Source organism: Halomonas sp. KG2 (genome assembly GCA_030440445.1).
In the GTDB taxonomy this organism is placed as follows: domain Bacteria; phylum Pseudomonadota; class Gammaproteobacteria; order Pseudomonadales; family Halomonadaceae; genus Vreelandella.
On the sequence record CP098528.1, the window covers coordinates 67,693 to 80,284 of the forward strand.

General features: G+C 52.7%; 10 protein-coding genes. 4 read left to right on the top strand and 6 right to left on the bottom strand.

The features are described 5' to 3' along the window. Positions 1-219 precede the first annotated feature (219 nt). The 3 genes from NDQ72_00295 to prlC all read right to left on the bottom strand — a co-directional run bounded on the left by NDQ72_00295 (position 220) and on the right by prlC (position 3,890). A protein-coding gene (locus tag NDQ72_00295) for an IS3 family transposase (GenBank protein ID WKD28424.1) occupies positions 220-1,397 on the bottom strand; the annotation gives its coding sequence in 2 pieces (ribosomal slippage) (positions 220-1,106 and positions 1,106-1,397; 1,179 coding nt in all). 130 nt (positions 1,398-1,527) lie between these two features. Then, entirely contained in the window at positions 1,528-1,779 is a 252-nt protein-coding gene (locus tag NDQ72_00300) for a YheV family putative metal-binding protein (GenBank protein ID WKD28425.1), read from the bottom strand. 62 nt (positions 1,780-1,841) lie between these two features. Further along, the gene (gene prlC, locus NDQ72_00305; protein ID WKD28426.1) at positions 1,842-3,890 is read right to left on the bottom strand and encodes an oligopeptidase A; all 2,049 of its coding nucleotides are present in this window, start codon (positions 3,888-3,890) and stop codon (positions 1,842-1,844) included. Positions 3,891-4,111: 221 nt separating this feature from the next. On the opposite strand from prlC, the gene NDQ72_00310 reads away from it, so the two are divergent. The 3 genes from NDQ72_00310 to NDQ72_00320 all read left to right on the top strand — a co-directional run bounded on the left by NDQ72_00310 (position 4,112) and on the right by NDQ72_00320 (position 6,815). Further along, the gene (locus tag NDQ72_00310; GenBank protein ID WKD28427.1) at positions 4,112-5,452 is read left to right on the top strand and encodes a sodium-dependent transporter; all 1,341 of its coding nucleotides are present in this window, start codon (positions 4,112-4,114) and stop codon (positions 5,450-5,452) included. 43 nt (positions 5,453-5,495) lie between these two features. After that, on the top strand, positions 5,496-6,032 hold the full coding sequence (locus NDQ72_00315) for a gamma carbonic anhydrase family protein (protein WKD28428.1): 537 nt from the start codon (positions 5,496-5,498) through the stop codon (positions 6,030-6,032). 111 nt (positions 6,033-6,143) lie between these two features. Next, the gene (locus NDQ72_00320) at positions 6,144-6,815 is read left to right on the top strand and encodes a metal-dependent hydrolase (protein ID WKD28429.1); all 672 of its coding nucleotides are present in this window, start codon (positions 6,144-6,146) and stop codon (positions 6,813-6,815) included. Here NDQ72_00320 and NDQ72_00325 read toward each other — a convergent pair. The 3 genes from NDQ72_00325 to NDQ72_00335 are packed head-to-tail and all read right to left on the bottom strand — an operon-like array spanning position 6,791 to position 10,855. Beyond that, positions 6,791-8,173, bottom strand: coding sequence for a sigma-54 dependent transcriptional regulator (locus NDQ72_00325; GenBank protein WKD28430.1), 1,383 nt, complete (start codon positions 8,171-8,173; stop codon positions 6,791-6,793). The two genes, NDQ72_00320 and NDQ72_00325, sit on opposite strands and share 25 nt — an antisense overlap. Then, positions 8,166-10,085 (bottom strand): ATP-binding protein, encoded by a 1,920-nt coding sequence (locus NDQ72_00330; GenBank protein WKD28431.1) that lies wholly within the window; start codon positions 10,083-10,085, stop codon positions 8,166-8,168. Before NDQ72_00330 ends, NDQ72_00325 begins: the two co-directional genes overlap by 8 nt. After that, positions 10,082-10,855 carry a GntR family transcriptional regulator gene (locus tag NDQ72_00335; GenBank protein WKD28432.1) on the bottom strand — a complete coding sequence of 258 codons (774 nt, stop codon included), beginning with the start codon at positions 10,853-10,855 and terminating at the stop codon, positions 10,082-10,084. Before NDQ72_00335 ends, NDQ72_00330 begins: the two co-directional genes overlap by 4 nt. 308 nt (positions 10,856-11,163) lie before the next feature. Between NDQ72_00335 and lldD the strand changes: the two genes are divergently transcribed. After that, the gene (lldD, locus tag NDQ72_00340) at positions 11,164-12,318 is read left to right on the top strand and encodes an FMN-dependent L-lactate dehydrogenase LldD (GenBank protein WKD28433.1); all 1,155 of its coding nucleotides are present in this window, start codon (positions 11,164-11,166) and stop codon (positions 12,316-12,318) included. The last annotated feature ends 274 nt before the right edge of the window (positions 12,319-12,592 follow it).

Sequence of the window (12,592 nt, forward strand, 5' to 3'; positions counted from 1 at the left end):
CCAATAGGCTGGCTGATTATTAAAATCAGCTACTTAAAGATTTTTTATTCAACTTTGGTTGAAACTAAAAAAGCGTTAAGTGTCTGGGGTTTCGCACACCATAGGTTAGTTGATGTGTGGTTTTTCGCACACTTTCGTGAGTGAGGAGTGAGGAGTGAGGAGTGAGGAGTGAGGAGTTGGTATGCCCTGGTATGCCCCCATTTTTGTAGACACTTGGGCTTAACTGTTCGCAGCATAGGCGCTGGGAGTGAGACCTCCTAGCGCCATGTGCCTTCTCATTTTTGGATAGAACTCATCAATATAGTATCGGACCTCATCGCCCATATCGCTTCGTTCTATAGTGCCTAGCGGCTTTGTCCATTCCTTCTTGAGCAAGGCAAAAAAGCTTTCTGCACAGGCATTATCCCAACAATTTCCTCGGCGAGACATGCTTATTGTGACCTCACGGCCGTTAAGCCACGCCATCACCTCTTCGCTGCGATACTGTGTGCCTTGGTCAGAATGAAAAAGCAATTCCTTTCCGACCGGCTGAGAATGCTTCCAGGCTGACTCCAGCGCGTTTAACACCAGCTGTGAACTGTTGACTGCCCCCTGCGCATAACCAACGATTTGACGGGTACCAAGGTCCATGACCGCCACCAGATAGAGCCATCCTTCCTTACAGCGAATCTGGGTAATATCCGAGACCCAAACCTTGTTCGGCTCGCCAACTGAAAATCGCCGATTCAGTAAGTTAGGCAAAACGGGTAATGTCGACACAGCGCGCCGATACCCGGGTTTCAAGGCGGTACAGGAACGATAGCCTGCTTCTTGAAGGAGGCGTTGAACCTGATTCTTCCCGCAGCGGTACCCTTCATCTTGAGCTTCAATCCATAGCTTCCGATAACCGGGCACACTGTTCATTTTCTTGGCACGCTCTAGCAAAAAAGACGTGATGCTTTGATGGCGCTTTTGCATTTTTCCAGGACACCGTTGGCGACCTTTCCATCGGTAGTAACCTGAGCGAGAGACACCGAGTACTTCACAAGTTATTGAGAGCGGCCACCGCAACTGGCGATGGATCTCAATAAAAGCAAATTTTACTTGCCGTGCTTGATAAAGTACTCGTCCGCCTTTTTTAAAATTTCAGTCTCCAGCTGGGATCTTCTTAGCTGCTTTTTTAATCTCTTGATTTCATTTTCAAGCTCCTGAACGCTTTTTTCAGGGCCATCATTGGCAATTTTCTTGTCAGACGATGTGTGATCCATGGTCAACTCCTTGCGCCAACGACTTAATGTATTTGGATGTATACATAGTTTGGCAGCAAGCGTTGTCTGCGTCTGCGGTGAAGAGAGTGACGTTTGCACGGCTTCACGTTTAAACTCATCGGAATACCTGGGGCTACGCTTATATTTCATAACACCTTCTCTCTGAAAAAGGTGTCTACTTTTTCAGGGGCATTCCAAGTGAGGAGTGAGGGGTTGGTATGCCCCCAACGTGGTGGAGGCTTAAATTAAACGCGGTAGCCTAAATGCTGGGAATAGGCGGTTAACGTTTAGGTTTACCGGGGTCGAGAATGCGTACGGGCTGTACATCCTGTGTTTTTTGCTCTTCGCGTACTTGGTTAACACGGGTAGTCAGCTCTGGTGCCGTCTCATCTTCAATCGGCAACTGCTCGAAAAAATCGCAGTTAACGCATTCCCGGTAGCGAATGTTGTTTTGCTCCCAGGCGCGAATCCGGTCCATGGCCGCGCAGCGTGGGCAGGTTACCCCAGCAATAAAGCGTTTCACACTCGACATAACAGGCTCCAAGGGTGCGGTAACAAGACAGATACCGCACCCGGTGATAGTGAAAATAAACCTCAGGCAGCGCGGATACCGCTATGGCGTAATAATGGCTCTACGCTTGGTTCGCGGCCTCGGAAAGCACGAAATAGCTCGGCGGCATCCCTGGCACCGCCTGGTTCCAAAATTTCCTGGCGGAAGCGTTGGCCCGTGTCAGGGTCAAAAATCCCTGCTTCTTCAAACGCGCTCCAAGCATCGGCAGAGAGCACTTCTGCCCATTTGTAGCTGTAATAGCCCGCCGCATAGCCGCCCGCAAAAATATGGCTAAAGCTATTCTGGAAGCGGTTAAAGTCAACCGTCGGCACGACGGATGTGTGGCTACGGACGTCGTCCAGTAGCGTTTGAACGTCGCTGGCGCTAGGCGCTTCCAGCTCATGGTGCAGGCGCAAGTCGAATAATGAAAACTCTATTTGGCGCACCATTCCCATTGCTGACTGAAAGTTCTTGGCAGCCTGTAAACGCGCTAGCAGGTCAGCGGGCAGAGGCTCACCAGTATCGACGTGCTTGGCGATCAGGTCCAACCCTTCGCGTTCCCAGCAGTAGTTCTCCATGAATTGGCTGGGCAGCTCAACCGCATCCCACGCAACACCGTTAATGCCAGAGATATCGGCGATGTCCTGTTTGGTCAGCATGTGATGCAAGCCGTGGCCGAACTCATGGAACAGCGTGGTGACTTCATCATGGGTTAGCAGCGCGGGTTTATCGCCCACTGGGGCGGTGAAGTTGCAGGTCAGAAATGCCACTGGCAGTTGTAGGCCATTTTCAGTTTGACGACGTACTCGGCAATCGGCCATCCACGCGCCGCCACGCTTGTTTTCGCGAGCGTACAAATCCAAATAGAAACCGGCGATCGGCTTACCTTGTTCGGTAATGCGGAAGTATTGAACATCGTTGTGATAGCTAGGCGCATCAGGCGCTGCTTCCACGCGAACACCGTAAAGACGTTCGACTACCTGGAATAGCCCATCTACCACCTGTGGCGCAGGGAAGTAAGGACGAAGCTGCTCTTGTGAGATGGCGTGGCGGGCTTCGCGCAGCTTTTCGCTGGCATAGGCCACATCCCACGGCTCAAGCGTTTCAAGCCCTAATTCTTCGCGGGCATAGTCGCTGAGCTCCGCGACTTCTTCCTTGGCCTGGGGAACGGCGCGGCGAGCTAAGTCATTCAAAAACTCAAGCACCTGTTCGGGGGAATCGGCCATCTTAGTGGTGAGCGAGTAATCGGCGTAGGTATGAAAGCCAAGCAGGTGGGCGAGCTCTTGACGGAGTGCCAAAATCTCTTCAAGAACGGGAGCGTTATCGAACTTACCTGTGTCTGGGCCTTGATCGGAAGCACGCGTGACAAACGCGGTGTATACCTCTCGCCGCAACTCTCGGTTATCGGCATAACTGATAATGGGGAAAAAGCTCGGGAAATCGAGGGTGATACGGTACCCATCAACGCCTTTTGCCTGGGCGGTTGCCTTCAGCGTATCAAGCGCGCTTTCCGGCACGCCGGTGAGTTCATCAAGGTGGCCAATATCCTTATGCCAAGCTTGGGTCGCATCGAGCACGTTGTTTGAAAACTGATTGGATAAGGTGGAGAGGCGCGCTTGAATCTCGCCGTAGCGAGCCTTTTTGTCAGCGGGTAAATCAACCCCAGCTAGGCGGAAATCACGTAAAGCGTTTTCTACTGTGCGCTGCTGAGCAGGCGTTAGCGTTGCCCATTCATCACCCTGCTTAAGCGCTTGCCAGCCTTTAAAGAGACCTTCGTGTTGTCCCATCCAGGTGCTAAACGCCGAGAGTTTTTCCAAACATGCTTGATAAGCCTCCCGCAGCTTGGCTGTGTTCATCGTGCCGTTGAGATGCGAGATGGGCGACCACGCTTGGGTAAGCCGGTCATTAACAGCCTCTAGCGGCACGGCAAAGTTATCCCAACGTGGTGGCGCTGTAGCGGCCTGTTGAGCGAGTCGGTCGATGACTTCTCGGCTTTCATTCAGCAGCGTTTCTACCGCAGGCACGACGTGTTCGGCGCGAATGTCAGCGAAAGGGGGAAGCTCGTGCGGCTCTAGCAACGGATTGCGGGACATAGGCACCTCGTAGGCATTAATTTTTAACTCGCAACGTTTTTAATACGTTAGGGGCGCATAAAAACGCAATAATAATGACACAGTGCGGGCGGTGAGGCCGTGTTTCAATGTCTGGGCTGAATACTATGGCTTACACCAGGGTTTGGCCTGGGCGTAAGCGCCTGCTAGTCTTGCCGCCTTTTAGTGTCGCCAACTAGTGCCACCAATGGCAGGAGCAAGTGATGAGTGAAACGCTGGAGCGCTGGGGGTCAAAGCGGGCCTTTATCTTAGCGGTAACGGGAGCTGCAGTTGGGCTGGGTAATATTTGGCGTTTCCCGTACGTTGCAGGCGAGAACGGTGGTGCGGCATTTTTATTGATCTATGTGGCGTTTGTACTGCTGTTAGGTATCCCCGTCATGATGGCCGAGATTTTAATTGGTCGGGCAGGGCGCCGTGGGCCAATGCAGGCGCTAAGTAGACTGGCCGTTGAAGCAGGTGCTTCTCGACACTGGCGCTGGCTAGGGTTGTTTGGTGCATTCACCGTCTTCTGTATTTTATCGTTTTACTCGGTGGTGTCAGGTTGGTCGATTGAGTTTTTAGTCGCTTCCATCAACGGGGATTTCGATGGCGCAAGCGCAGCAGAAATAGGCGCGGGTTTCGAGGCGTTTCTGGCCAACCCAGGCCTGTTGATTTTTAACCACTCGTTGTTCCTATTTATGACCATGACGGTGGTGGCAGCGGGTGTTGCCAAAGGCCTAGAGAGGTTGAACAACCTATTAATGCCGCTGCTGTACGGTTTATTGTTGCTACTGGCTGGTTATGCCACAACCACTGATGGATTTGGTACAGCGCTTTCATGGCTGTTTTTACCGTCGTTTGGCGATGTAACGGCCACAGTGGTGTTGCATGCCATGGGGCATGCGTTTTTTACCCTGGCAGTGGGGGCCTGCGCGCTAATGGCTTATGGGGCTTATATGCCTGATGAGCAGAGCCTGCCGAAAGCTGCGTTTGCAGTTGCAATGCTCGATATCAGCGTCGCCTTGTTAGCAGGGATTGCGATCTTTTCGGTGGTATTTGCCCAAGGTATGGACCCTGCTGACGGCCCAGGGTTGATGTTTGTGACGCTGCCTATTGCTTTCTCTGAGCTGCCTTGGGGAGCGTTTTGGTTAAGTGTGTTCTTTTTGTTGCTCTTATTGGCTACCTGGACTTCAGCGATTAACCTTGCTGAACCCATGGTGGCAACGTTGCAAGGGCTTGGATGGCGGCGCAGTGTGTCAACGGCCGTCGTAGCGCTAAGTGTATGGCTGTTGGGGCTGCTTTCGGCGTTTTCGTTTTCTACTCTCGCCGACTTCAGGCCGTTGTTTGGACGCAATGTGTTTGAGTTAGTCAGTAGTATTCCGCCTGATATTTTCCTGCCTTTGGGCGGGTTGTTAATTGCTATCTTCGCGGCCTGGGTGATGCCCCGTGTGCAGGTTGTACAAGCATTGGGTGTTGGGGAAAGTGGCTATGTACTCTGGCGTAATATTGTACGCTGGGTGTCGATTCCGCTGACGTTTATTGTATTGCTCGGCGGGTTGCTATAGTCCTTGAATATTTGAATCCAATCGCGTGAAGCAGGAGTGTGCAATGAGCAATGCCCTACGACCCTTCCAAGGTATTTCGCCTCGTCTTGGTGAACGGGTTTATATCGACCCCGCTAGCGTGGTGATTGGTGATGTAGAACTGGGCGATGACTGTTCGGTGTGGCCGATGACGGTGATTCGGGGTGATATGCATCGGATCCGCATCGGCGCTCGTACTAGCGTGCAGGATGGCAGCGTGCTGCATATTACCCATGCCAGCGATTTCAATCCTGATGGCTTTCCACTGACGATTGGTGATGATGTCACCATTGGCCATAAAGCGATTTTGCATGGCTGTACGCTGGGTAGCCGAATTTTGGTGGGGATGGGGGCAATTGTGATGGATGGGGCGATTGTCGAGGATGAGGTGATTATTGCTGCTGGCGCGGTAGTCACGCCAGGCAAACGCCTGGAAAGTGGCCATGTATATGCTGGAAACCCGGCGAAAGCATTGCGTCCACTTAAAGATAAAGAGCGCGCTTTCTTTCCTTACACGGCAGGTAACTACGTTAAGTTAAAAGATCAGTTCCTTGCTCAGTAGATTTTCTAATGTAGGTGCTAAGCAGTTGGCCTAACACTCTTTTTTCTTAAATAGTCATGTTGCGGCAGCCAAAAGTCTGGTAATTTATCCAGTTTTCCAGGATGCCGCGCTATGGCGAATTTTCGCACGCACATTACGGTAGCAGCAGCAGGCGGCGTGCTATTGGCTTATGTTGGCTGGCAGGCTGAGTGGTGGCCAGCGACTCAGGCGCTATTAATTATTGCCCTGGTAGCCTTTGGCGGCATTTTGCCTGACATAGATGCCGATCGTTCTCGCTCTATCCGTTTGATTTTTAATCTTTTATCGGTGCCTTCGCTGGTGCTTGGTGTGCTGTTGTTGCAGCCCTGGTTAACACCCGGTTTGTTGCTAGTGGCGTGTGGTGGCATTTACGTTAGCGTGCGTTATTTTGCGGCGGTGGTGTTCTCACGGCTAACGGTTCATCGGGGTATTTGGCACTCATTGATGGCGGCTGTGCTGTGTGCGCTGGTGACGGCAGCGTTCAGTTTTCACTTGCTGGCACAGCCGGCTTGGCTGGCCTGGTGCCATAGTGCAGCGGTACTGCTAGGGTTTATCATTCACTTGAGCCTGGACGAGCTTTTCAGCGTGGACCTAGAAGGTGCGCGGTTAAAACGCTCTTTTGGAACCGCGCTAAAGCTGGGCGATGGCCGTCGCCCACTCTCGAATGTCTTTATGCTGATTGCGCTATTTACCTTGGTGCCTTGGGTGCCGCCGTGGGACGTGTTGATTGAGTTGTTTCATCAAGGGTCGCTGCTATGGCGATAATCGTCAGCGCTTAAACTGTGTTTTTTGAGTTTGTCGTAGAAGGTTTTGCGGGGTATTCCCAGATGACGGCATACGTCGGTTACGCGCCCATGATGACGGGACAGGGATTGGCTAATCAGGCTCTTTTCAAATAGCTCTACTTGGCGCGGCAACGTTGGCTCTTCGGTGTCGGCGTTGGCCCCTTCCAGTAGTGCATCCAGGCGATAGTCAAAGGCTGCCCCCAGTAACACATAACGCTCTGCAAGGTTACGCAGTTCGCGAACATTACCAGGCCAGTCGTGAGCCAGCAGGGCGGCTATCGAATGGCTGTCCAGGGTGGGCGCTTCTAAACCGCTACGGTTGGCAGCGACCACGGCGAAATGCTGGAACAGCAGCGGAATGTCCTCACGCCGTTCGCGTAGCGCGGGCAGAGGCAGGGTAACCACGTTGAGTCGATAGTAGAGATCTTCGCGAAAGCTACCCTCTTCAGCAGCGACTTTGAGATCCACTTTGGTGGCCGCAATCACTCGTATATTGAGTGGCACCGTTTCGTTGGCCCCTAGGCGCTCGACGCTACGCTCTTGCAATACGCGCAACAGCTTCACCTGAAGTGCCAATGGCATGGATTCGATCTCATCCAGGAACACGGTGCCACCATTGGCATGTTCAAACTTACCTATGCGCCGTTCTACAGCGCCGGTAAAGGCACCTTTCTCATGGCCAAACAGTTCTGACTCTATGGTGTTTTCTGGTACTGCGCCGCAGTTGATCGCCATAAACGGACTATTGCGCCGGGCGCTACGTTCATGAATGGCGCGGGCGACAAGGTCTTTTCCGGTGCCGGTTTCGCCAAATAGCAGCACATCAGCCTCTACTTGGCTGATGCGCTGAATCATTGCCGCCAGGCGAGAAATCACCGGTGTGCGGCCCACAAGGCGTGGCCCAAGAGCTGCCTGCTGAACCTCAAGCTCGGCTTTTAAACGTAAATTTTCCAGGCTCAGCTGGCGCTTTTCGATTCCTCGTCTCACGACATCGAGTAGCTGATCCCCAGCAAAAGGCTTTTCCAGAAAATCCCAAGCACCTGCGCGCATCGCCTCGACCGCGGTTGAGATGTCACCGTGGCCAGTGATTAAGATAATCGGCAGTGTGGCATCACGGCTGTGTAATTCATGTAATAGCGCCATACCGTCCATTCCAGGCATGCGAATATCACTCACGATTACGCCGGGAAAGTTTGCTGGTAGTGCCTCAAGCGCTTGTTCTGCAGACTCAAAACAGTGAGGCGTGTAGCCAGCGAGTTCGAGTGTTTGACTGGCGGTGATACGCAGGTGCGGTTCGTCGTCGATCACCATGACCGGCAGCGTCGACGGCTCATGCATGGTTGTTATTCTCCTTGACTGAGTATGGCGGCAGTACGTTAGGTGTTGTTGAACAGGGTAGCGTAATGACGAATTGTGCCCCGCCAGTGGGCTGATTTGCTACCTGCAGCTTGCCGCCCAGATCCTCCATAATACGTGAGGAAATCGAAAGTCCTAGCCCTAATCCGCTACCGGGTGCTTTGGTGGTGAAGAAGGGTTCGAAAATCTGGCCCAAGTGGTTTTCTGGGACGCCTGGGCCATTATCGGCAACACTGATCATCACTTGCTGTTGTGCGATTTCTACACTTAGCGTCAGCATGGGTGATGCTACCTCTTTCATGGCCTGTAATGCGTTACTGATCAGATTCACCAGTACTTGCTCTAAGCGGACCAAATCACCCTCAACCCAAAGCGTTTCCTCGGGCCATTGCTGGACTACCTCGATGCCATCATCTCGTAAGCGACTGTGAAATAAACGCAGGGCGTACTCAATACAGGCTTGCACAGAGATTGTTTCCTGGCGCTCGCTACTCTTACGAGAGAACTGGCGCAACTGGGCACTAATATCGGCCATGCGTTGGGTAAGCTCGACAATTTGCGCTAGGTTGGCGTCCGCTTTATCTACCCGCGCCAGTTCAATAAACCGTCGGCCATTTTCAGCGTAGGCGCGAATAGCCGCTAAGGGCTGATTTAACTCGTGATTAATACCGGCAGCCAATTGACCCAATACCGCAAGCTTTGCCGCCTGGATCAGCTCATCTTGGGTTTGGCGTAGGTTAGCTTCTGCGCGCCGCCGCTCTTCTATTTCACCAGAGAGCCGCTGATTACTGGCGACTAAATCACGTGTTCTTCGTTCTACGCTAACCTCTAGCTCATCGCGTACCCTGGCTAGGGTTTGCCGTTCGCGTTCTGCAAATGCTTCGCGCTCTCGGCGTAAACGCAGGCGTTGCCAACCAATGCCTCCGCCCAGGGCCACCACGCCATATAAGCCTCCCGCCATCAGTGCCGCAATCCACTGGGCATTCACTACGGGGGTGAGTGGTTTTAAAATATGCATTTGCCAACCAAACTCTGGGATGGGGCGCGTAAGGCTTAAATAGTGCCCACCGATTAGTGGGCCGCTAGCAAAGCTAACGAGATAGCTATCGGATCCGTAAGGGGCTTCAAGCTCAATACCGGAAGGCGTTAAAGGCTCCATTGCATAGCGTCGGGTTGCCCGGAGGGTGTCACGTTGGTCGTCGGTGAGAGGATGGAGGGCATTCATGCGTAGCTCAGGGTGGCTGGCCATGAAAATAATATTGTCGCTGTCGGTGACAAACAGCTCTGCGTCCTGTTCCGCCCAGCCCTCTTCAACATCGTCGAGCAGCACTTTGACGACGATAACGCCGTCGGGTTTTGCATCGGGCGAGGTGTCATCAAGCCACACCGGCGCAGAAAAGTAGTAACCACGCTCAAGCGACTGTACGCCTAAACCAAAGAAACGCCCCTGCCCCCCGGTAATGGCGTCGGTGTAATAGCTGCGAAACGCGTAGTTTTGACCAATGAATGTATTGGGGCGGTGCCAGTTGCTGGCAGCGATGGTATCGGCGTTACGGTTAAGCAAATAGACATCAGAGACCCCAGAGGTAAAGCGAAAGCGGTCAAGCAGTAAGTTGAGCGGCATGGGGTCTTGGCTGTCAGGGGAGTCTAAGAAACGTTGTACGCCTTCCCTGGTCGCCAGCATTTGTGGCAAATAATCATAGCGCAGCAGGTAACCGTTTAAGTTGGCGGCAGAAAGCCGCAGCTCGTTTTCGGCATCGTCTTGTAAGTTTGATAGCGCCTGCTCGCGGGCCAGTTGAGCGGCTTGCCACATACATAGCATGAGCCCTAGTGGAATCGCGATCAGCCAGAGTAGCCGCCAGCGATAGTCTGGAAGACGGGGTAAGCGACTCATGCGGGTGTGCTACTGGTACCTTGGGCACGACGCAGGGCTCGCTGGGCGCGTGTTTCCGCTCTGGCCATCTCGAGAAGACCTTCCTCAACGTACACTAGGTGTTCGTGCGCTCGGCTGCGGGCATCTTCAGCACGGCCTTCTAAAATCGCATCTAGCAGCGCGCGGTGCTGCTTCATTAACTGCGAGCGCGAGTCAGGCTTTGCAAAAAGATGGGCGAGGTTATCAACGATGCTCTGCTCTAATAAATGAAAAATTCCTCGAATAGTGTGAAGTAACAGTACGTTATGAGCGGCTTCTGCAATAGCGAGGTGGAAGGCGGCATCCAACTTTGCTTCCTGGGCGGGGTTAGCGCCCACAAATCCACCGTCAAGTTCTTCAAAGCGCTGGATTAATACGGCTTTGTCCGCTGGCGTCGAGCGTAACGCGGCGTAATAAGCCGAAATGCCTTCCATCGCATCGCGAAACTCAAGCAAATCCAAATGAAATTCGTTGTGCCGGGAAAGCATCTCCAACAAAGGGTCGGTGTAGCCGCTGTTTAGCGTTTCATTCACGAAGGTACCACCCCCTTGGCGGCTGGTAAGCAGGCCTCGTGCGGCAAGCTTTTGAATGGCCTCACGTAGAGAGGGGCGCGACACGCCAAACCGTTCAGCAAGCTCTCTTTCTGGGGGGAGGCGCTGACCAGGCTTGAGGCTACCTTCAAGAATCATTGCCTCAAGGCGCTCGGTAATCACATCAGCCAAGCGCTGCTGGCGGAGCGGTGGATAAGTCATTAGTGCAGATCCTCATAATTGGTAAGACCAATAGTAGGGGCTTTAATGGTTTGTCTCAACAGTAAAAGGCTAGCAAATTGATGACTATTGGCACCGCTTGTTTGTTTTATAACTAAAGTATATGGCCAAAATACGCCATGGTGCGCGATGCGCGTTTGACACGACTGCGACGCCTCATTACTGTTGATGCTAATTTTTTGTAAATTGGTAAAACCAATTTTATCTAGGGCGTTTAACACTGACGCTTCGATGACCGTTTATAGATAGTACTAATAGATAGTGCATCTGTTTATTGCATAGGGCCTGCCATGATCATTTCATCACCGACGGACTACCGCCTAGCTGCCAAGCGTCGTATTCCCCCGTTTCTATTTCACTATGCTGATGGTGGGTCATACGCAGAGCATACGTTGCGGCACAATGTTGAAGACCTAGCGGGTATCGCGTTGCGGCAACGGGTGTTGAAGGATATGTCGTCGCTATCGCTGGAAACCGAACTGTTTGGTGAAAAGATGGCAATGCCTCTTGCCTTGGCGCCGGTGGGGCTAACAGGCATGTACGCTAGGCGTGGTGAAGTCCAGGCAGCACGGGCAGCGACCAAGAAGGGCATACCGTTTACGTTATCGACGGTCTCCGTATGCCCAATTGCCGAAGTGGCAGCGGCAGTGGAGCGGCCTATCTGGTTTCAGCTTTATGTATTGAAGGATCGGGGCTTTATGAAGCACGTGCTTGAGCGTGCCAAGGCGGCAGGGGTTAAAACATTGGTCTTTACCGTTGATATGCCTGTGCCTGGAGCGCGTTATCGCGATGCCCATTCAGGCATGAGCGGCAAAAGCGGGCCTATGAAGCGTATGCTTCAGGCTGCGTTGCATCCTCTTTGGGCTTGGGATGTCGGTGTGCATGGTCGCCCGCATGATCTAGGCAACGTGTCTGATTATCGTGGTCAGCCGACGGAGCTCGAAGATTATATTGCCTGGCTTGGCGATAACTTTGACCCCTCTATTTCCTGGAAAGATCTGGATTGGATTCGTGAGCAGTGGGATGGCCCAATGGTTATTAAGGGCATACTGGATGCTGATGATGCCCGTGATGCAGTCCGCTTTGGGGCTGATGGCATTGTAGTTTCAAACCACGGTGGCCGTCAGCTGGATGGCGTGCCTTCTACCGCGCGTGCCCTGCCTGCTATTGCAGATGCAGTTAAGGGTGACCTGGCCATTCTGGCTGATTCTGGTGTGCGTAATGGGTTGGATGTAGTAAGGATGATTGCCATGGGCGCAGATGCGGCATTGATTGGTCGCGCCTTTATCTATGCGCTTGCAGCAGCAGGTGAGGCAGGAGTTGCTAACCTGCTTGAGCTTTTCGAAAAAGAGATGAAGGTGGCGATGACGCTCACCGGTGCGCGAACGATTGCTGATCTCAGCACCGAGTCATTAGTGCCTGACTCAATTCCTGCGCTTACATAAATAGAGAGGATGCTACTGCTGGCATTAGGGTAATAGACGAATGTTGGAGTTTTTTTACAAAAGCCCTTGCCAAGACGGCAGCGAATCCGTAAAGTACGCATCCGCTGCCGGGGACGCACAGCGTTACCAGCGGTGATTGAAGGTGAAAACCTTCGGTTTGTCAGAGAGTTAGAAGAACTCGGCAACAATGCGTTGCGATGTCTTCCAACCCTTTTTGAAACGAGCCACGCCAGAAAGCATCGTTATCACGCTTTCTTCGCTCACTCGCTTCACT

Bases quoted from the DNA above. Each gene is read 5' to 3' on its own strand.
- NDQ72_00300 (WKD28425.1), bottom strand. From the start codon at position 1,779: ATGTCGAGTGTGAAACGCTTTATTGCTGGGGTAACCTGCCCACGCTGC.
- prlC (WKD28426.1), bottom strand. From the start codon at position 3,890: ATGTCCCGCAATCCGTTGCTAGAGCCGCACGAGCTTCCCCCTTTCGCT.
- NDQ72_00310 (WKD28427.1), top strand. From the start codon at position 4,112: ATGAGTGAAACGCTGGAGCGCTGGGGGTCAAAGCGGGCCTTTATCTTA.
- NDQ72_00315 (WKD28428.1), top strand. From the start codon at position 5,496: ATGAGCAATGCCCTACGACCCTTCCAAGGTATTTCGCCTCGTCTTGGT.
- NDQ72_00320 (WKD28429.1), top strand. From the start codon at position 6,144: ATGGCGAATTTTCGCACGCACATTACGGTAGCAGCAGCAGGCGGCGTG.
- NDQ72_00325 (WKD28430.1), bottom strand. From the start codon at position 8,173: ATGCATGAGCCGTCGACGCTGCCGGTCATGGTGATCGACGACGAACCG.
- NDQ72_00330 (WKD28431.1), bottom strand. From the start codon at position 10,085: ATGAGTCGCTTACCCCGTCTTCCAGACTATCGCTGGCGGCTACTCTGG.
- NDQ72_00335 (WKD28432.1), bottom strand. From the start codon at position 10,855: ATGACTTATCCACCGCTCCGCCAGCAGCGCTTGGCTGATGTGATTACC.
- lldD (WKD28433.1), top strand. From the start codon at position 11,164: ATGATCATTTCATCACCGACGGACTACCGCCTAGCTGCCAAGCGTCGT.